General features: G+C 47.5%; 19 protein-coding genes. 15 read left to right on the top strand and 4 right to left on the bottom strand.

What is annotated here, in order from left to right:
- Positions 1-153 precede the first annotated feature (153 nt).
- From F0265_RS19060 to F0265_RS19015, 10 genes are all read left to right on the top strand, one after another.
- Positions 154-1,980 (top strand): DUF294 nucleotidyltransferase-like domain-containing protein, encoded by a 1,827-nt coding sequence (locus tag F0265_RS19060; RefSeq protein WP_171750038.1) that lies wholly within the window; start codon positions 154-156, stop codon positions 1,978-1,980.
- 2 nt (positions 1,981-1,982) lie between these two features.
- Entirely contained in the window at positions 1,983-2,615 is a 633-nt protein-coding gene (locus tag F0265_RS19055; protein WP_171750037.1) for a 3'-5' exonuclease, read from the top strand.
- Between the two features lie 202 nt (positions 2,616-2,817).
- Positions 2,818-4,770: an acetate--CoA ligase gene (acs, locus tag F0265_RS19050; RefSeq protein WP_038513849.1), complete on the top strand. Its 1,953-nt coding sequence runs from the start codon at positions 2,818-2,820 to the stop codon at positions 4,768-4,770.
- Between the two features lie 293 nt (positions 4,771-5,063).
- Entirely contained in the window at positions 5,064-5,513 is a 450-nt protein-coding gene (aroQ, locus tag F0265_RS19045; protein WP_006963271.1) for a type II 3-dehydroquinate dehydratase, read from the top strand.
- 82 nt (positions 5,514-5,595) lie between these two features.
- Positions 5,596-6,063, top strand: a complete 468-nt coding sequence (gene accB, locus F0265_RS19040) for an acetyl-CoA carboxylase biotin carboxyl carrier protein (protein WP_171750036.1) — start codon at positions 5,596-5,598, stop codon at positions 6,061-6,063.
- Between the two features lie 15 nt (positions 6,064-6,078).
- A complete protein-coding gene (gene accC, locus F0265_RS19035; protein ID WP_019276812.1) occupies positions 6,079-7,422 on the top strand; it encodes an acetyl-CoA carboxylase biotin carboxylase subunit in 1,344 nt (447 codons plus the stop codon).
- Positions 7,423-7,559: 137 nt separating this feature from the next.
- Positions 7,560-8,447: a 50S ribosomal protein L11 methyltransferase gene (prmA, locus tag F0265_RS19030; RefSeq protein WP_038513852.1), complete on the top strand. Its 888-nt coding sequence runs from the start codon at positions 7,560-7,562 to the stop codon at positions 8,445-8,447.
- A gap of 139 nt (positions 8,448-8,586) precedes the next feature.
- Positions 8,587-9,549 carry a tRNA dihydrouridine synthase DusB gene (gene dusB / locus F0265_RS19025; protein WP_171750035.1) on the top strand — a complete coding sequence of 321 codons (963 nt, stop codon included), beginning with the start codon at positions 8,587-8,589 and terminating at the stop codon, positions 9,547-9,549.
- 72 nt (positions 9,550-9,621) lie between these two features.
- Positions 9,622-9,918 (top strand): DNA-binding transcriptional regulator Fis, encoded by a 297-nt coding sequence (gene fis / locus F0265_RS19020; protein WP_000462885.1) that lies wholly within the window; start codon positions 9,622-9,624, stop codon positions 9,916-9,918.
- A gap of 283 nt (positions 9,919-10,201) precedes the next feature.
- On the top strand, positions 10,202-11,188 hold the full coding sequence (locus F0265_RS19015; RefSeq protein ID WP_171750034.1) for a sensor domain-containing diguanylate cyclase: 987 nt from the start codon (positions 10,202-10,204) through the stop codon (positions 11,186-11,188).
- On the opposite strand, the gene zntR is transcribed toward F0265_RS19015, so the two are convergent.
- Positions 11,185-11,619: a Zn(2+)-responsive transcriptional regulator gene (gene zntR / locus F0265_RS19010; protein WP_171750033.1), complete on the bottom strand. Its 435-nt coding sequence runs from the start codon at positions 11,617-11,619 to the stop codon at positions 11,185-11,187. The genes F0265_RS19015 and zntR overlap by 4 nt on opposite strands.
- A gap of 272 nt (positions 11,620-11,891) precedes the next feature.
- Here zntR and purH point away from each other — a divergent pair, with 272 nt between their 5' ends.
- A complete protein-coding gene (gene purH, locus F0265_RS19005; protein ID WP_171750032.1) occupies positions 11,892-13,484 on the top strand; it encodes a bifunctional phosphoribosylaminoimidazolecarboxamide formyltransferase/IMP cyclohydrolase in 1,593 nt (530 codons plus the stop codon).
- 281 nt (positions 13,485-13,765) lie between these two features.
- Complete coding sequence (gene purD / locus F0265_RS19000; RefSeq protein ID WP_171750031.1) at positions 13,766-15,055, top strand: phosphoribosylamine--glycine ligase; 1,290 nt, start codon at positions 13,766-13,768, stop codon at positions 15,053-15,055.
- Positions 15,056-15,101: 46 nt separating this feature from the next.
- Here the strand turns inward: purD and F0265_RS18995 are convergent, their stop codons facing one another.
- Both F0265_RS18995 and hupA read right to left on the bottom strand, forming a co-directional pair.
- The gene (locus tag F0265_RS18995) at positions 15,102-15,797 is read right to left on the bottom strand and encodes a DUF1481 domain-containing protein (protein ID WP_253809510.1); all 696 of its coding nucleotides are present in this window, start codon (positions 15,795-15,797) and stop codon (positions 15,102-15,104) included.
- Positions 15,798-15,842: 45 nt separating this feature from the next.
- The gene (gene hupA / locus F0265_RS18990) at positions 15,843-16,115 is read right to left on the bottom strand and encodes a nucleoid-associated protein HU-alpha (protein WP_006963283.1); all 273 of its coding nucleotides are present in this window, start codon (positions 16,113-16,115) and stop codon (positions 15,843-15,845) included.
- Positions 16,116-16,467: 352 nt separating this feature from the next.
- Between hupA and F0265_RS18985 the strand changes: the two genes are divergently transcribed.
- Positions 16,468-17,568: a hemolysin family protein gene (locus F0265_RS18985; protein WP_171750029.1), complete on the top strand. Its 1,101-nt coding sequence runs from the start codon at positions 16,468-16,470 to the stop codon at positions 17,566-17,568.
- Between the two features lie 32 nt (positions 17,569-17,600).
- Here the strand turns inward: F0265_RS18985 and F0265_RS18980 are convergent, their stop codons facing one another.
- Positions 17,601-18,188 (bottom strand): DUF416 family protein, encoded by a 588-nt coding sequence (locus tag F0265_RS18980; RefSeq protein WP_171750028.1) that lies wholly within the window; start codon positions 18,186-18,188, stop codon positions 17,601-17,603.
- A gap of 70 nt (positions 18,189-18,258) precedes the next feature.
- Between F0265_RS18980 and F0265_RS18975 the strand changes: the two genes are divergently transcribed.
- Both F0265_RS18975 and F0265_RS18970 read left to right on the top strand, forming a co-directional pair.
- Complete coding sequence (locus F0265_RS18975) at positions 18,259-19,179, top strand: D-2-hydroxyacid dehydrogenase (protein WP_171750027.1); 921 nt, start codon at positions 18,259-18,261, stop codon at positions 19,177-19,179.
- Positions 19,179-19,760: a uracil-DNA glycosylase family protein gene (locus tag F0265_RS18970; RefSeq protein ID WP_171750026.1), complete on the top strand. Its 582-nt coding sequence runs from the start codon at positions 19,179-19,181 to the stop codon at positions 19,758-19,760. Before F0265_RS18975 ends, F0265_RS18970 begins: the two co-directional genes overlap by 1 nt.
- The last annotated feature ends 70 nt before the right edge of the window (positions 19,761-19,830 follow it).

The raw sequence follows: 19,830 nt of genomic DNA, 5'->3' as shown, positions 1-19,830 counted from the left end.
TCTGCTTACTTGCTGAATAAAAAGGGAAGATTACTCACCAATCTGTTTCCGCGCAGCCATCCTAAATTAGAGTAATTCGACCAAAGTCGTCTGGCACTTAAAAGGAAACTTGTCACACTTAAAGCATGGTTTCTTTTCTCACACGGGTCCGGTATGCCAGATAAATTCAACATGCACTCTCCACCGTTTGATCGCCTCGACGAACGGCAGCAGAACAAACTGCGTGCCTCGCTGGATGTGGCGTACTACCGAGATAAAGAAGTTTTGCTGGCAACTGGTGGAGACAGCCAGCACCTGCATATTCTGATTAAAGGCGCCGTTGAGGAGCGCAGTGCTAATGGAGAGGAAGTATTCGCCCATTACGCCAATGATGACTTATTTGATGTGCGCGCGCTGTTTGAAGGTAAAGTCCGCCACCACTACATTGCGCTGGAAGATACACTCACATATCTGCTGCCTAAAGCGGTCTTTCTTGAGCTATACAACGAAAATGGCCAGTTTGCGGCCTATTTCGATAACAATCTCGCCAAACGACAGCAATTGATAGAAGCCGCCCAACAACAACAGAATCTGGCCGAGTTTATTCTCACTAAAGTTGACCGCGATATCTATCACCCTCCGATGATTCTTAACCCTGAGCAACCGCTTAATGAGGTCACTCAGGTCTTAAAACAAAATGGGATTGATGCCGCTTTGGTCAGGCTCCATGATGATGATCCTCGCTTGACCGACAATCCAAATCAGCTGCCTTTCGCTATCGTCACCCGAACCAACATGCTGCATGCCGTAATGCTTGACGGTCATCCGATGGATACTCAGGTCAGCGCGATTGCAACCTTTCCGGTGATTCACGTCGACGATAGCGACTTTCTGTTTAACGCGATGATCAAGATGACTCGTAAACGTATGAAGCGGGTCATGGTGGCAGATGGTAAAGAAGCGGTCGGTATGCTGGATATGACCCAGATTCTCAGTGCCTTTTCGACCCATTCCCATGTACTAACCTTGAGCATAGCCCGCGCTTCCAGCATCGAAGAACTGGCATTGGCATCCAATCGCCAACGTCAGTTAGTCGATAGCCTGCTAGGAAACGGCATTCGTACCCGTTTTATCATGGAGCTGATTTCTGCGGTCAACGAACAAATTATCGAAAAAGCGTTTGAACTGATTGTTCCTCCTGCCCTTCACGATCATTGCTGTCTGATCGTTTTAGGCTCAGAAGGGCGCGGGGAACAGATCTTAAAAACCGACCAAGACAATGCACTGATTATCAGAGACGGATTAGACTGGCCTCAGTGCGACACAGTTATGGCTCAACTGACCCACACTTTACAACAACTAGGCTACCCACTTTGCCCGGGTAACGTGATGGTCAACAATCCGAAATGGGTGAAAAGTCAGAGTGACTGGCAGACAACATTAACACGCTGGTCTAAACCTTCTTCTGCCGAGCACGTCATGGATCTGGCTATTTTCACCGATGCCCACGCGGTCGCGGGCAACAAGACGTTACTCACTCCTGTGCGACAACACCTCAAAGGGCTGATGCTGAATAATATGCTGGCGCTACAGGACTTCACTCGACCCGCCTTGCAGTTCTCTCTGCCACTGACTCTGTTTGGCAACGTCAAATCGGATAAACAAGGAGTCGATCTGAAAAGTGGCGGTATCTTCCCAATCGTTCACGGGATTCGCACCCTAGCACTGGAATATGGCTTAGAGGAAAACAACACCTTTGACCGGATTGAAGCGTTGCGTAACAAGCGCATCTTAGAGCCAGAAACCGCGGACAACCTCAATGAAGCATTGAAACTGTTCTTTAAACTCCGTCTTAGCCAACAGGTCGCGAATCAACATAGCCACAACCGCATCAACCTCAAACTGCTCGAACGCACGGAACGTGACTTACTGCGCCACAGCCTACACGTGGTCAAAAAATTCAAACAGTTCCTTGGCTACCACTATCAAATTCGGGACTAATAATGAACTGGATTCAGCGCCACTACTGGTATCACAAATTGAAGGGGTCGCCTTATCAACCCCTATTTGCCTCAGTCCAAAAGGGTGAGTATGTTTCACTCGACTGTGAAACCACCAGCTTAGATCCAAAGCGCGCCGAACTGGTCACCATCGCAGCGACCAAAATCATCGACAACCGCATCATCACCAGCCAACCTTTCGAAGTGAGATTAAGAGCTCCCCAATCGCTGGATTCTAATTCGGTCAAGATCCATCAGATTCGCCATTCAGATCTGGCCGATGGTATCGATGAAAAACAGGCACTGACACAGTTACTGGCTTTTGTCGGCAATCGGCCGCTGGTGGGATACCACATTCGCTACGACAAGAAGATTCTTGATCTGGCGTGTAAACGTCACCTGGGATTTCCTCTGCCTAACCCTTTGATTGAGGTCAGCCAGATTTACCACGACAAACTGGAGAAACACTTACCCAACGCCTATTTCGATCTGAGTCTGGAAGCCATTTGCAAACATCTTGATTTACCGATGCAGAGTAAACACGACGCTTTGCAAGATGCCATCTCAGCGGCGCTGGTATTTGTTCGCCTGACCAAAGGAGACTTACCGAGCTTGAGTCTGCCCTATACCCGCTAACGGATTCCTACGATCCAACTCTCAAAATCAAACATAGCCTCCTCAATACTAAGCAGAATTAGGCCTCTCATCCTAAAGTCTAATTGTCGAATTACGCTCGGTGCTAGAAAGTTACGGATATAGGGAATTTCGACAAACGTGGAAAACGTTTTAAACGAACACTTGCTCAATTCGTTCTGAATTAAGCCCAAGGAGAAAAGCAATGAGTGAAGCCCATATTTATCCGGTAAAAGAAAATATCAAAACAAATACCCATGCGGATAATGATACCTACCTCGCCATGTACCAACAGTCTGTCTCTGACCCAGAAGGATTCTGGAGTGAGCACGGTAAGATTGTTGATTGGATCAAACCCTTCACCAAAGTAAAAAACACTTCATTTGACACAGGCCATGTCGATATTCGCTGGTTTGAAGATGGTACGCTCAACGTATCTGCAAACTGTATTGACCGCCACCTAGCTGAGCGCGGTGACGACGTGGCAATCATCTGGGAAGGTGATAACCCAGCAGACGATAAGACACTGACATTCAACGAACTGCACAAAGAAGTGTGCCGTTTCTCTAACGCCCTAAAAGAACAAGGTGTACGTAAAGGCGACGTCGTGTGTCTTTACATGCCAATGGTACCTGAAGCGGCTGTTGCTATGCTGGCTTGTACTCGTATCGGTGCAGTCCACACGGTTGTTTTCGGTGGTTTCTCTCCAGAAGCACTATCGGGACGTATCATTGACTCAGACGCAAAAGTCGTTGTCACAGCCGATGAAGGTGTGCGCGGTGGTCGAGCGGTTCCACTGAAAAAGAACGTCGATGAAGCATTGACCAACCCAGAAGTAAAAACGATCGATAAAGTACTAGTGCTGAAACGCACTGGTGGTGATATTGACTGGCATGAGCATCGCGATGTTTGGTGGCATGAAGCAACGGCCTCAGTTTCAGATGATTGCCCACCAGAAGAGATGAAAGCGGAAGACCCACTCTTCATCCTCTACACATCAGGTTCAACCGGTAAACCTAAAGGTGTCCTTCACACCACAGGCGGTTACCTAGTTTACGCCACCATGACCTTCAAATATGTCTTCGACTACCAGCCAGGTGAGACCTTCTGGTGTACCGCTGACGTAGGTTGGATCACAGGTCACACTTACCTCATCTACGGCCCTCTGGCTAATGGTGCAAAAACCATTCTGTTCGAAGGGGTACCAAACTACCCGAACACCAACCGCATGAGTGAAGTTGTTGATAAACACCAAGTCAATATTCTTTACACTGCGCCAACTGCTATTCGCGCGTTGATGGCAAAAGGCAATGAAGCGGTAGATGGCACTACCCGTGACAGCCTGCGTATCATGGGCTCAGTGGGTGAACCAATTAACCCTGAAGCATGGGAGTGGTACTACAAGACGATTGGTAATGAGAAATCTCCGATTGTCGATACTTGGTGGCAAACCGAAACCGGTGGCATCCTCATCACTCCATTACCAGGTGCTACAGCACTAAAACCTGGCTCTGCCACTCGTCCATTCTTTGGCGTACAGCCTGCGTTAGTCGATAACATGGGTAACATCATTGAAGAGACCGCTGCAGAAGGCAACTTGGTGATCCTTGATTCATGGCCAGGCCAAATGCGTACCGTTTACGGCGACCATGAGCGCTTTGAGCAAACGTACTTCTCCACGTTCAAAGGCATGTACTTCACCAGTGACGGTGCTCGTCGTGACGAAGACGGCTACTACTGGATCACAGGCCGTGTTGATGACGTACTCAACGTCTCCGGTCACCGTATGGGTACCGCAGAGATTGAATCGGCATTGGTTGCCCACGATAAGATTGCAGAAGCAGCGATTGTTGGTATCCCGCATGACATCAAAGGTCAGGCCATTTACGCTTACGTTACGCTTAACGATGGTGAGTTCCCATCAGCAGAGCTGCATAAAGAAGTGAAGGACTGGGTACGTAAAGAGATTGGCCCAATCGCCACGCCAGACGTGCTGCACTGGACAGATTCTCTACCGAAAACTCGCTCGGGTAAGATCATGCGTCGTATCCTACGTAAGATAGCCACTGGTGATACTAGCAACTTAGGCGACACCTCAACACTGGCCGATCCAAGCGTTGTTGATAAGTTAATCGCCGAAAAAGCAGAACTTGCATAGAAATAGCAAAACAAGACCGAGCCGCCACATTTGTGGCGGCTTTTTTATTTGTTGGAACATATCTAGCGAGCTGAAATCCAAGACAAAGCAGTCAAATTTGTTACCTTGGTAGCAGTTTTTCATCTCAGAAACGGGAGATTAGACCAGTAAATTGCTGCTAAATGCGCTGAATTGGCTATAATCTGGGTCTATTTTAAAGATCCAGCGTAAAATTTGACAATATAATCACGCTGAATCGGCAATATTATGGGAAGATTCCAGTTCATATCATGAAGTAGGAAGATGGCAGCACAATGACAGCTAAATCACGCATTCTTGTCTTAAATGGTCCAAATTTAAATCTGTTGGGTCTACGCGAACCTGGTCACTATGGTTCTCAAACCCTACCACAGATTATCGACACTTTAACCGAGCAAGCCCACAAAGCTGGTGTTGAACTAGAGCATCTGCAATCAAATCGCGAATATGAACTGATTGAGAAAATCCACGAATCTTTTGGCAAAGTTGATTTCATTATCATCAACCCAGCAGCCTTCACACATACTAGTGTTGCTCTGCGAGACGCCCTACTCGGCGTTTCTATCCCATTTATTGAAGTACATTTATCCAACGTGCACGCACGCGAGCCTTTCCGCCATCACTCTTATCTCTCAGATAAGGCACAAGGTGTGATTTGCGGCCTAGGTGCACAAGGTTATGAATTCGCTTTGTCTGCTGCCGTAAACACATTGCAGGCACAGTAGCTTAATTACTATCACAGTAAATGAACACACTCTGCAGCTCACAGAGAGCTGTCTTATTCACAAGATAAAAGAGAAAGAAAAGATGGATATCCGTAAAATCAAAAAGCTTATCGAGTTAGTTGAAGAATCTGGCATTGCTGAGCTAGAAATCTCTGAAGGTGAAGAGTCGGTACGAATCAGCCGTAACGGTTCAGCGGCACCAGCTCCAATTCAATACGCAGCAGCACCAGTTGCAGCGGCACCTGCTCCAGCTCCTGCGGCGGCACCGGCAGCAGCACCTGCTCCAGCAGCAGAAGCAGCGCCAGCAGTACCAACGGGTCATCAAGTTCTTTCTCCAATGGTCGGTACTTTCTACCGTGCTCCAAGCCCAGACGCGAAAGCATTCATCGAAGTAGGTCAATCAGTAACCGCTGGCGAAACTCTATGTATCGTTGAAGCAATGAAGATGATGAACCAAATCGAAGCAGACAAATCTGGTGTAGTTACTGCAATCCTAGTTGACGATGGTCAGCCAGTTGAATTCGACCAACCACTTGTTGTTATCGAATAATAGAGGCTGTCTCTTATGTTAGATAAATTAGTCATCGCGAACCGAGGCGAAATTGCGCTTCGTATTCTTCGCGCATGTAAAGAATTAGGCATCAAAACCGTTGCCGTACACTCAACAGCAGACCGTGATTTGAAACACGTTCTTCTTGCTGATGAAGCAATTTGTATCGGTCCAGCTCGCGGTATCGATAGCTACTTGAACATCCCACGTATCATTTCTGCAGCAGAAGTAACGGGCGCGATCGCTATCCACCCAGGTTACGGCTTCCTGTCTGAGAATGCAGACTTTGCAGAGCAAGTTGAGCGTAGCGGCTTTATCTTTGTTGGCCCGAAAGCGGAAACGATCCGCATCATGGGTGACAAGGTTTCTGCTATCACTGCAATGAAAAAAGCGGGCGTTCCTTGTGTACCAGGTTCTGACGGCCCTCTAAACGATGATGAAGCGGCGAACAAAGCGCACGCTAAACGCATCGGTTACCCAGTCATCATCAAAGCCTCTGGTGGTGGCGGTGGTCGTGGTATGCGCGTGGTTCGCTCTGAAGCTGAGCTAGTAGAAGCTATCGCGATGACGCGTGCAGAAGCAAAAGCAGCTTTCAACAACGACATGGTTTACATGGAGAAATTCCTAGAAAACCCACGTCACGTTGAAGTACAGGTGATTGCTGATGGTCAAGGCGGTGCTATCCACCTAGGTGAACGTGACTGTTCTATGCAGCGTCGTCACCAGAAAGTGGTTGAAGAAGCGCCTGCTCCGGGTATCACAGCAGAAATGCGTAAGTACATTGGTGAGCGTTGTACGCGTGCTTGTCTGGAAATCGGTTACCGCGGTGCGGGTACTTTCGAGTTCCTTTACGAGAACGGCGAATTCTACTTCATCGAAATGAACACACGTATTCAGGTAGAGCACCCAGTAACAGAAATGGTGACGGGCGTTGACCTGATCAAAGAGCAGCTTCGTGTTGCAGCAGGCCAGCCTTTGTCATTCACTCAGGATGACATCAAGATCCGCGGCCATGCGATTGAGTGTCGTATCAACGCAGAAGACCCTGAACGTTTCCTACCTTCACCTGGTAAGATTGAGCGCTTCCACGCACCAGGCGGTATGGGCGTTCGTTGGGAATCGCACATCTACACGGGCTACACAGTACCACCGCACTATGACTCAATGGTCGGTAAGCTGATCACATTCGGTGAAAACCGTGATGTTGCCATTGCTCGCATGAAGAACGCACTCGGTGAGATGATCATCGAAGGCATTAAGACTAACGTTCCGCTGCAAGAAAGCATCATGAACGACGAAAACTTCCAACACGGTGGTGCGAACATCCACTACCTAGAGAAGAAACTGGGTCTGCAGTAATTCGATTACTGACACGATACAAATGCTCACTTCGGTGAGCATTTTTGTTTTCAGCGCACTCTGGACTCAAATAAACCCCCGAGTTCTGCTACACTCTGCGCAAATTTAAATCTAACTATCTAGACGAGCACATACCCATGCCTTGGATTCAAATCAAACTCAATGCGACCAACGACAACGCTGAGCAAATCGGCGACATGCTAATGGAAGAAACAGGAGCACTGTCTGTAACCTTCTTAGACGCGCAGGATACGCCAGTATTTGAACCTTTGCCGGGAGAAACTCGTCTGTGGGGTGATACGGATATTCTCGCTCTGTACGACGCAGAAGCGGACACTCAGTTTATTATTGAACAGACTAAGAACAGCAACTTGCTACCAGAGGGCTTTGCTTACAAAGTGGAGCAGTTGGAAGACAAAGACTGGGAGCGAGAGTGGATGGACAACTTCCACCCAATGAAGTTTGGTGAACGTTTATGGATCTGTCCAAGCTGGCGAGACGTCCCAGAGCCGGATGCGGTCAACGTGATGTTAGACCCTGGCCTCGCTTTTGGTACTGGTACTCACCCAACCACTGCGCTATGTCTGGAGTGGTTGGAAGGGCTAGATCTGTCGGGTAAAACCGTGATCGATTTCGGTTGTGGTTCTGGCATCTTAGCGATCGCCGCAATCAAACTCGGTGCCGAAAAGGTCATCGGGATCGATATTGATCCTCAGGCTCTCATCGCTTCAAAAGACAACGCCGAACGCAATGGTGTTGCCGATAAGCTCGAAGTTTTCCTACCTCAAGATCAACCAGAGGGCCTGATCGCTGACGTCGTCGTTGCGAACATTCTTGCCGGTCCACTTCGTGAGTTGTCACCGATTATCAAGTCTCTAGTCAAACCGAACGGTGAACTGGCGATGTCTGGCGTGCTGGATACACAAGCAGAAGATGTGGCTAACTATTACCGTGATGAACTTCACATTGATCCTATCAAGGAGCAAAGTGAATGGTGTCGCATCTCTGGTCGAAAGCAAGGCTAGATAAGACTTTCAGGGCTAATTGTTTGAAATTCATACAAATTACAAAAACAATTTGTAAATGCTCAAATATTAGTCTTTTCACAGCGGAAAAAAATGCGTAAAATGCGCGCCCTTGCTGGTACTAAGCTGTGAAGACGTTTTGAAAATCGGAAATCATCAACTTAAGAATAATCTCATCGTCGCCCCAATGGCGGGAGTGACCGATAGACCGTTTCGAGAGTTATGCCTCCGCTATGGTGCTGGGATGGCCGTCAGTGAAATGATGTCCTCAAACCCAAAGCTATGGAAAACGTCAAAGTCCAAGCAGCGCATGGTGCATGAAGGTGAATCGGGCATTCGCTCTGTACAGATTGCGGGTGCGGATCCACAACTGATGGCCGATGCTGCTCAGTTTAGTGTTGAGAACGGTGCGCAAATCATCGATATCAACATGGGCTGCCCAGCAAAAAAAGTGAATAAGAAGCTTGCCGGTTCTGCACTGCTTCGCTTCCCAGATATCATCGAAGATATCCTGAAAGCGGTAGTCAATGCAGTCGATGTCCCAGTGACACTCAAAACCCGAACAGGCTGGGACCCAGACAATAAAAACTGTGTCCAAATCGCTAAATTAGCCGAAGACTGCGGCATACAAGCGCTTGCTCTGCATGGCAGAACAAAAGCCTGTATGTACAAAGGTGAGGCCGAATATGACAGCATCAGAGCGGTCAAGCAGGCAATTTCGATACCGGTTATCGCAAACGGTGATATCGATAGCCCAGAGAAAGCCAAGCGCGTACTGGAGTACACCGGTGCAGACGCTCTGATGATTGGACGTCCCGCCCAAGGTCGTCCATGGATTTTCCAGGAAATCCAACACTTTTTGGAAAACGGCACCACGATGCCTGACCTTCCGTCCGCGGAAGTGAAAGACATTCTGCTGGGTCATGTGAATGCACTCCACAATTTTTATGGAGAGTACTTAGGGCCACGAATCGCGCGTAAGCACGTAGGTTGGTACCTAAAAGAGCATGAGCAAGCAAGTGAGTTTCGCCGTGCCTTCAACGCGATTGAGGCAGCAGAGCTGCAACTTGAAGCGTTAGAAGAGTATTTTGATAAAGCCTAACTATTTGAAGCGAACGCTTCAGATACGATGGCTAAACGTTGCATCATAATTAAGAGAAGAGCTAGACCGAATATGTTCGAACAAAATCTGACTTCAGAAGCATTAACAGTAACTACAGTAACGTCACAGGACCAGATTACTCAGAAACCATTACGTGACTCTGTTAAAGCGTCTCTTAAAAACTACTTGGCTCAACTAAACGGCCAAGAAGTCACAGAACTATACGAATTAGTTCTAGCTGAAGTTGAACAGCCACTACTAGATACCATCATGCAATACACTCGCGGTAACCAAACTCGCGCAGCAACTATGATGGGTATCAACCGCGGTACTCTTCGCAAGAAACTTAAAAAATACGGCATGAACTAATACGTTCTGACGAATTTTGTTTTGAGAAAGCCGATTCCAAATGGATTCGGCTTTTTCCGTTTTTAACCGCCTTTAATTTATAAAATTCAATTCATTTGCTCACTCACTGCTCTGCATGTTTTACTTTTGAGACTATAAAAGAGCAGAGAAACCAAACGCATATTAAGTCTCACTTTCATGCTATCTAACTGAGCAAATAGTAAGCAAACTGTGATCTGTCACGATTGCCATCACTACCTGTCTAGATATAATGCGGTGTTCATCTGTTGTTGGATAAAACTATATGCTTGATAAGCAAAGGGAAGCATGGCTAAGCCTGATTCTGAATGAACTTCCTGACCGACTTTTCGTTTTAGAGCAGTCGGGGCGCTTTGTCGAGGGCTTTGGGGGAACGTTCCACTCCGTTCGCCTAGAAAAAAATGGTTACGCCAATAAAACGCTTCACGACATCCTTCCACAGGATAAAGCCGACCAGTTACTCAGCTACATACAAGATGTTAGCGAGTCAGCCAAACCTCTGGTTGTACAGTACAGTGTCAGCCCTATCGAATGCTTGCAACTGTCTATTGATGAGCTGGAAACACTAGATGGCCCTGAAGACATGTGGTTCGAAGCCACCATTAAGCCACTGTGCTTAGTAGATGGCACCCAGTATGTCCTGTGGCAAGAACGTGACATCACGAGCAACTATCGCCGTCAGGAAGAGCTAAAGCGCCTGTCCGAAACCGATGAGCTAACCGGTATCTTCAACCGCCGCGCCTTCCTTGAAGCTCTTGAGCAAGAATTACAAAGCTACAATGAGACTCAGCGTAATTTGTCTTGCTTGATGATCGATATCGATCACTTTAAAGAAATCAACGATCAAGTCGGCCACCTTTCGGGTGACGAAGTCATCACTCAGGTTGCCAGAATTTGTCAGAAACAGATTCGTGGCAGTGACTACATTGGTCGACTTGGCGGCGAAGAGTTTGGCATTGTACTCTCAAATACCAATGCCATTCAGGCTTACGACATTGCCGAGCGCATCCGACAATCAATTGAAAATGCCCCTTGCAGTGTCGACGGCCATATCATTCATCCAACCGTCAGTATTGGCATCGCAGAAGTCACCTCAGACATCTCTCATGTGAAAGAACTCTTGGTTCAGGCAGATAAAGCGATGTATTACTCTAAGCAGACAGGTCGCAATCAAGTCACGCTCTACCACGATAACTTGCCGGATATGAAGGTTCAGTCCGCGATTCAAGCCAAAATTCGGCAGGCGAGTTAAGGCTCATCACAGCAAGTCGATAGGCGCTCTTCACTGCCCAGCGCCCCTAAAATCGAACAATGACTGGCATCGTCATCAATATGACCACAACACGCATCGTTGATTTTCTTCAATGCATGGCGAATACGGGTCAACTCTGCAATCTTTTCATCAATCACCTCAAGCTTTGCCGAGGTAATGGCTTTTACTTCTGCACAACTGTGCTCGGTGGCTTCTAGCTTTATCTCCAGCAGCTCGCGAATTTCTTCCAGACTTAGCCCTAGGTCTTTGGCTTTTAGGATAAAACCGACCTGTTTCTGATTTTCTTCGTTATAAAGACGATAGCCCGATTCACTGCGCCCCATGGGACGGATCAGGTCATTTTTCTCATAGAAACGCAAAGTATCGGTGGTCACACCACAACGCTTTGCCAGTTCTCCAATCTGGAACATAACTTTCCTTATTAACTATCTCGTTACTTTTTAAGTTAAAAAGCACGGTTTTCATAATTATTTTTGAGATGCCAAACGATTGCGCGAGCTTTTTTGTAATAAATTAGTTAGAATGTGCGCCATCAAGTTTAGAGTCTAATATCTGTCCAGTCTCGACTGGCAAAAAGGTCTTTACCAAAACTGGCCAATCTTTTATCCCTACGAGATAAAAACAAGTTCATTTTTGGCAAATATCTTTAGTTTAACTCCATGACTTTGAGGAAGATGGAAGCATGAACAACGCTCGTCCAATTCGCCGCGCCCTTATCAGCGTATCAGACAAAACAGGTATTGTTGAGTTTGCCCAAGCTCTCGCTGAACGCGGTGTCGATATCCTATCCACAGGTGGTACTGCCCGCTTACTAGCTGAGCAAGGCATTGCTGTCACAGAAGTATCCGATTATACGGGTTTCCCGGAAATGATGGACGGACGCGTTAAAACGCTTCACCCAAAAGTTCATGGTGGTGTTTTAGGCCGTCGCGGTCAAGACGATGACGTGATGGAAAAACACGGCATCAACCCTATCGATATAGTTGTCGTTAACCTATATCCATTTGCTGAAACTGTGGCTAAAGAAAGCTGTACGCTTGCTGACGCGGTTGAGAACATCGATATCGGTGGCCCAACAATGGTTCGCTCTGCTGCGAAAAACCACAAAGACGTGACTATCGTTGTAAATGCACACGACTATGACCGCGTTATCGCAGAAATGGACGCAAACGAAACGTCTCTTACGCTAGAAACACGCTTCGATCTCGCTATCGCGGCATTCGAGCACACCGCGTCTTATGACGGCATGATCGCAAACTACTTCGGCACTATGGTTCCTAGCTACGGCGAGAACAAAGAAGGTGACGAAGAGAGCAAATTCCCTCGCACATTCAACCAGCAATTCGAGAAGAAGCAAGACATGCGCTACGGTGAGAACAGCCACCAAGCAGCTGCTTTCTACGTTGAAGCAAACCCTGAAGAAGCTTCGGTTTCCACTGCTCGCCAGATCCAAGGCAAAGCCCTTTCTTACAACAACATCGCAGACACGGACGCAGCGCTTGAGTGCGTGAAAGAGTTCGATGAGCCAGCGTGTGTGATCGTAAAGCACGCAAACCCATGTGGCGTTGCACTTGGCGAAGACATTCTTGGAGCGTACAACCGCGCTTACCAAACTGACCCAACATCGGCATTTGGCGGTATCATCGCGTTCAACCGCGAACTTGATGCAGCAACAGCATCTGCGATTGTTGAGCGTCAATTCGTTGAAGTTATCATCGCACCATCTGTTTCTGCTGAAGCAATTGAGGTTGTTGCAGCGAAGAAGAACGTTCGCCTACTTGAATGTGGCGAGTGGACAACTAAAACAACTGGCTTCGACGTGAAACGCGTTAACGGTGGTCTACTGGTTCAAGACCGCGACCAAGGCATGGTAAGCCTAGACGACCTTAAAGTGGTTTCTAAGCGTCAACCAACTGAAGAAGAGCTGAAAGATGCCCTATTCTGCTGGAAGGTAGCGAAGTACGTGAAATCTAACGCGATTGTTTACTCAAAAGGCGACATGACGATTGGTGTAGGCGCAGGCCAAATGAGCCGCGTTTACTCTGCGAAAATCGCAGGTATCAAAGCTGCAGACGAAGGCCTACAGGTCGAAGGTTGTGTGATGGCATCAGATGCATTCTTCCCATTCCGTGACGGTATCGATGCGGCGGCAGAAGCGGGCATCAAGTGTGTAATTCAACCGGGCGGCTCTATGCGTGATGACGAAGTTATCGCAGCAGCGGACGAACACGGCATGGCGATGATCTTTACCGGTATGCGTCACTTCCGCCACTAATGTCCTCTTCGTATTTGGCACTGTGGCGTCTCTAGCGGCTTTAGCCCTTCGGTCACATAGCAGGCTATGTGACCGAGGATGGGCTCAATTGCTGCCTAACCACATCACCAATTACTTTGAGCAAAACTTATAATTTTGTTTTTTTAAATATTCCGATATTTGAAATACGTAGAGCAAGTCAGTGGTTTTAGTTCAAGGAAAACACGCGAAGCTTATGACCATAAGTGAGCATGTTTGACACAGAAATAAAGGCTCTGAAGCAGCTATGAGGATTTTAAAACATGAACGTACTAATTATTGGTGCTGGCGGTCGTGAGCACGCTTTAGGTTGGAAAGCAGCACAAAACCCAAACGTTGAGACAGTATTCGTTGCGCCTGGTAACGCAGGTACCGCGCTTGAGCCAAAGCTAGAAAACGTAAACATTGGCGTGGAAGCAATCTCTGAGCTGGTGACATTCGCTAAAGAGAAGAAAATCGAGCTGACGATTGTGGGCCCAGAAGCGCCACTCGTTATTGGTGTGGTTGACGCTTTCCGTGAAGCGGGATTGCCTATCTTTGGTCCTACTCAAGCCGCTGCGCAGCTAGAAGGCTCTAAAGCGTTCACCAAAGACTTCCTTGCACGCCATAATATTCCAACTGCAGCGTACGCTAACTTCACAGAAATTGAACCAGCTCTTGCTTATGTTCGTGAACAGGGTGCTCCTATCGTCGTAAAGGCAGACGGCCTTGCTGCAGGTAAAGGCGTTATCGTTGCAATGACGCTTGAAGAAGCAGAAGACGCAATCAAAGACATGCTGGCAGGTAACGCGTTTGGTGAAGCCGGTAGCCGCGTGGTGATCGAAGAGTTCCTAGACGGTGAAGAAGCCAGTTTCATCGTCATGGTTGACGGCCAGAGCGTTCTGCCAATGGCCACCAGCCAAGACCACAAACGTGTTGGCGATAAAGACACAGGCCCTAACACCGGCGGTATGGGTGCTTACTCCCCAGCACCCGTGGTAACGCCAGAGATCCACGAGCGTATCCTTGAAGAGGTTATCTACCCAACCGTGCGTGGTATGGATGCAGAAGGCCACCCTTACACTGGTTTCCTTTACGCTGGTCTTATGATAGACAAAGACGGTACACCGAAAGTCATCGAGTACAACTGCCGCTTTGGCGATCCAGAAACCCAGCCAATTATGATGCGTATGGAATCTGATCTGGTTGAGCTTTGCCTAATGGCTATCGACGAGAAACTAGACCAAGCAGAATCTAAATGGGATCCACGTGCGTCTATCGGTGTGGTTCTCGCCGCAGGAGGTTATCCAGCAGACTACGCAAAAGGCGATGTGATTTCTCTGCCGGCTACCGAAGTCGAAGGTCAGAAGATCTTCCACGCCGGCACTGCAAACAACGAAGCTGGCGACATTGTGACGAATGGTGGTCGTGTTCTATGTGCAACAGCACTGGGAAATAGCGTCTCAGACGCTCAGCAGCAAGCGTATGCGCTGGCTAAGCAAGTCAGTTGGAATGGTATGTTCCATCGTAACGACATTGGTTACAGAGCGATAGAGCGCGAACAAGGCGAATAATCTCTCAGTATCAAAAAAGGCGCCTCTTGAGGCGCCTTTTGTATTTTTAATCAGACAGCAGACTCGGTCTTTCAATGCAGGAGTGGTCTTCATCTGCCAACATGAGTAAGTCTTCAACAATGACTCGATTGGTGCGTGTCGACCCAAGGAAAGCTACATAGTTGTCCACCCCAGCGAGGCGATTCACCACAAATGACGGCAGTGTCTGGTTAAACTCCAATCGAGAGTAACTCTGACCAGAACAGGTTTCAAACGTTGAACCGTCCCAGTAGCCCTGAATCAGCTCCTGACCTTTTTTATCCTGCTCTTTCGTCACGGTTGCCACAGTCATCGCATCATTTTTGTAGCGTTCGAGTTCAGCTGGTTTGACCGGAAGCACTTTGCCATCTAATCGGTACTGCTGATAAACCGCTTCACCATCTTTATTAAAACGAACATGCACTCGATATTTCACCAGCCCTTGTTCGCCTTTAAGCTGTTCGCCTTCACGAATCAGTTCTCTCAGTTCCCCTTCGGTCCAGCTGTAGTCGGTTTTATACCAACCATAATCCCCTGCCGTCACATAGTCTGCAGCAGCATTAGGAGAAGCGAGCTTTTCCGTATACCAGTATAAGCTTGTGGCATCGCCCATGCTTTTCCCGCCCGTGTAATAAGCGAACTGATCTAAGTTAGGAGTAGGAACGCTGGAAGAACAACCAACGATAAAAGAAGTGATTAGTGAAGAGAATAAACGTTTTTTCATGACAGTGATGCGCCAAGACAGAAGACTACCTTGGCGCATTATAAATTATTTCACTGCGTCTTTCAGAGCTTTACCTGAAACAAATGCAGGAACGTTTGCAGCAGCGATTTGGATCTCATCACCAGTTTTTGGATTACGGCCAGTGCGAGCTGCACGGTGGTTTACTTTGAATGTACCAAAACCAATTAGTTGAACTTGGTCACCCTCTTTAAGTGCATCAGTCACACCGTCAAGAGTTGCTTCAAGAGCAGCTTTAGCTTGTGCTTTAGATAGATCTGCTTTCTCTGCGATAAAGTCGATTAATTGGGTCTTGTTCATTAGGTTTCCCTTCTCATATGTTATCGAATTCAACTCACTCTAAAGCATAAATGCCCCATCTGGCAAAGGTTTGTAAGCGATCTTTGGCTTTCATGACGTACTTTTAACCATAATATGAGTATTAACTCACAATTTGTTACCTTCCTCTCCTATACGAAGGCTTGTTTTTAATCATAATTAACCTTATTTATAAAACGCTGATAGTCCACGAAGCCTGATATTGTGGGGCCTGAAGCGAATATAAAATACTCACACCAATAATGCCCAGGCATAGTGACTCATTTCATAATTGATAATTTTGATGGGTACATTGCAAAATTCGGTGGTGGTATAAACCTGATATAGGACATTTATGTTACTGCTAACCATCTACGTCTCTGTTGCGATTGGCGTATCCTTTATCTGCTCGGTCCTCGAAGCGGTTCTTCTGAGTATTACTCCCAGCTATCTGGCACAACTGCGCCAACAAGGGCATCCGGCCGCAGAAAAGTTATCAAAGTTGAAAGCGGATATCGATCGCCCACTGGCTTCAATCCTGACACTGAACACCATTGCCCACACTATCGGCGCTGCCAGTGCAGGTGCACAAGCTGCTGTAGTTTTTGGTAGCGAATGGCTAGGCGTATTCTCAGGTGTGTTAACCCTGGGTATTCTTGTGCTATCGGAAATCGTGCCTAAAACCATTGGTGCGACATACTGGCGTCAGCTGTCGCCTATGGCCGCCATTACATTACGTTGGATGGTGTGGGCACTGACACCGTTTGTGTGGTTTTCAGAGCAGATCACCAAACGCCTTGCCCGCGGTCACCAAGCACCGAAGATGCGTGATGAGCTCTCTGCAATGGCGATTCTGGCTAAAGAGAGTGGTGAATTTGCGGAAGGTGAGACTAAAATTCTCAACAACCTGCTTGGCATTCAGGACGTCCCTGTCACTCAGGTCATGACACCACGTCCGGTCGTGTTCCGTGTTGATGCAGAGATGAGCATCAATGAGTTTCTTGCTCAGCATAAAGACACGCCATTTTCTCGCCCACTGGTTTACAGCAAGTCCAAAGACAATATCATCGGTTTTGTACACCGCTTAGAGATGTTTAAACTTCAGCAGGCAGGTTGTGGCGAGAAGCAGCTAGGGGCAGTGATGCGTCCGGTTCACGTACTACTGAACAACTTATCTCTGCCAAAAGCGTTTGAGCAGATGATGGCTAAACGCCTCCAGTTAGCGATGGTTGTTGATGAATACGGCACCATTCAGGGGATCCTGACGCTGGAAGATATCTTCGAGCACTTAGTTGGGGAAGAGATCGTCGATGAAGCGGACAGAGCTACCGACATGCAAGAGCTTGCGTTTGAGCGTTGGGAGAAATGGAAAGAGACACACGGCGTGATTGAAAGTCGTGATGACGATGAAGAAGATCAGGTTTCTGAACTACAAACCAAAAAAGAAGACCACTAATAAAATCGGGAGCCTATGGCTCCCGTTTCTCATTAAAGGCTAACACCAATATTGCTGACACCATCTTCTCTTAACTCAAAGCGAAGATCTTTAATCAGTTCAATGTCTCGTTCCTGAGCATCTTTCAGCGGACGGAAAATAGCCCACTGCACATCCCACTCTTCACAAACCGCTTCATTGTCTTTCTGATTGTCATTGGTGACCTCAAGGCCCGTTTGCGCTTCTTCTAGCTGAGCAACCGTCTGTACCGACTGTTGACTGATTTTTTGCATGCTTTCAAATAAGTCATCGCGATCCAACAAGCCATGTAGCAGGGTAGACAAACCAATACAAGCATCAATCGCGGGGTAGACACCATAAAAATCAAAATCTTCAGAACTTGGAATAATCTCTTCTAACTTCTCCAACTGGCGCTCATAATTAACCTTGGCACCCTTGACTGTCAGTTGCTCCCAAATGCTATCCAGAATATCGCGATAAATACGTGGCTCTGCAAATTCCGTACTGTCACAAAACATCGCAAAATTAGGGTACATACGTTCACACAGACACGCCATAAAGGTAATCTGCTTCCAAGGTTCTAACTTCTCAAGACGAAGTTGAAGAGGGTTCTGTAGCATAAGGACTCATTGGTTCAGAAAAAGACAGCGGAAGTGTACTTGATAACCATAGTGGAAAAAAGCGAAGCCGATGAACAATTTCACCAACAAAGTCTATTTACTGACTGAGCACAACGAAACTTACCAGCAGCAGATCGACAAGCTGCAGTTACCGGATCTCGAGATCACCGACAATCCAGAAGATGCGGCTATTTTACTCGCCTCTCCACCACTGGTCGCCAAGCGGCTTAATGACTTTCCCAACGTAGAATGGATGCAATCGGTTTATGCTGGTGTCGACGCTCTCACCAGCAACACCCCGAACTTTCTCCTCACCAATGTGAAGGGGATATTTGGCCAGCAAATCTCAGAATACGTTCTCGGTTACCTTATTCAACATCATCGCCACTTTTTGCACTATCAAGAAAGTCAGAATCAGGCCAAATGGGAACCCAAACCCTATCAATCTCTAAGCGCGCTCACTTTATTGATTTTAGGGACTGGCTCGATAGGTAACCATCTCGCCAAAACGGCTCAGGCATTTGGCATAAAAGTGATCGGTATTAACCGCAGTGGTATTCCGTCTATGCATTCCCCTTTTGACGAAACTTACCATATTCAGGAGCTAAACAGTGTGCTGAGCCGAGTCGATGCAGTAGTTAACACTCTGCCCAGCACCAAAGAAACGCATCATCTACTTAATCATCAGTCTCTCAGTCACTGCCAATCCGCCTTACTGTTCAATGTGGGCCGCGGTGATGTCGTGTGTGAGAACGGTTTACTTGCCGCTCTAGAAGAGCAAGCCATTGCCCATGCCTTTCTTGATGTGTTTGAAAACGAGCCACTCGAAGCCAGTCATCCATTCTGGCGCCACCCAGCGGTTACGATCACTCCACATATCGCCGCTCTCAGCTTCCCTGAGCAGGTGGTCGAGATCTTTGCTGACAATTATCAACGTTGGCGAGATGGGTTTTCTCTACTGAATGAAGTCGATCTCGATAAAGGTTACTGATGCTAGAAGATCTGCTCCAGCAAATTCACCAGTGCCGGCTATGCGAGCCTGATTTACCTCTGGGAGCCAACCCCATTATTCAGGCGAGTAAAGAAGCCAAACTACTGATCATCGGCCAAGCGCCAGGGACCCGAGTGCATAAAACGTCCATCCCTTGGAATGACCCGAGCGGTGACAGATTAAGGCAATGGCTTGAGCTTGATAAAACGGCCTTTTATGACTCAAGCAAGATAGCCATCATGCCCATGGGGCTGTGTTATCCCGGCAAAGGCAAAAGCGGCGATCTCCCTCCAAGAAAAGAGTGTGCCCCGCAATGGCACAGTAAGGTGCTCGAACAACTGCCTAACATCGGTATGACGCTGTTGATAGGCCAGTATGCACAAAACTATTATCTGCAAGACAAACCGAAAACACTCACCGAAACCGTCAGAGCGTGGCAGCAGTGGGCACCTCACTATTTGCCCCTACCTCACCCTTCTCCGAGAAATACTTTGTGGTTAAAGCGTAACCCTTGGTTCGAAGCCGAAGTGGTGCCTTTTATCCGCGAATACGTTCATGCTCATATAGGGATTGAACAATAAACGAGTTTTGAATCAGCTCGTATTTCTGTAATAAAATTTCAACAAATATAGAGAAAACCGCCGCATCATC

The organism is Vibrio sp. RE88 (assembly GCF_013113835.1).
GTDB lineage: Bacteria > Pseudomonadota > Gammaproteobacteria > Enterobacterales > Vibrionaceae > Vibrio.
This window is presented reverse-complemented; position numbering and strand designations above follow the sequence as displayed.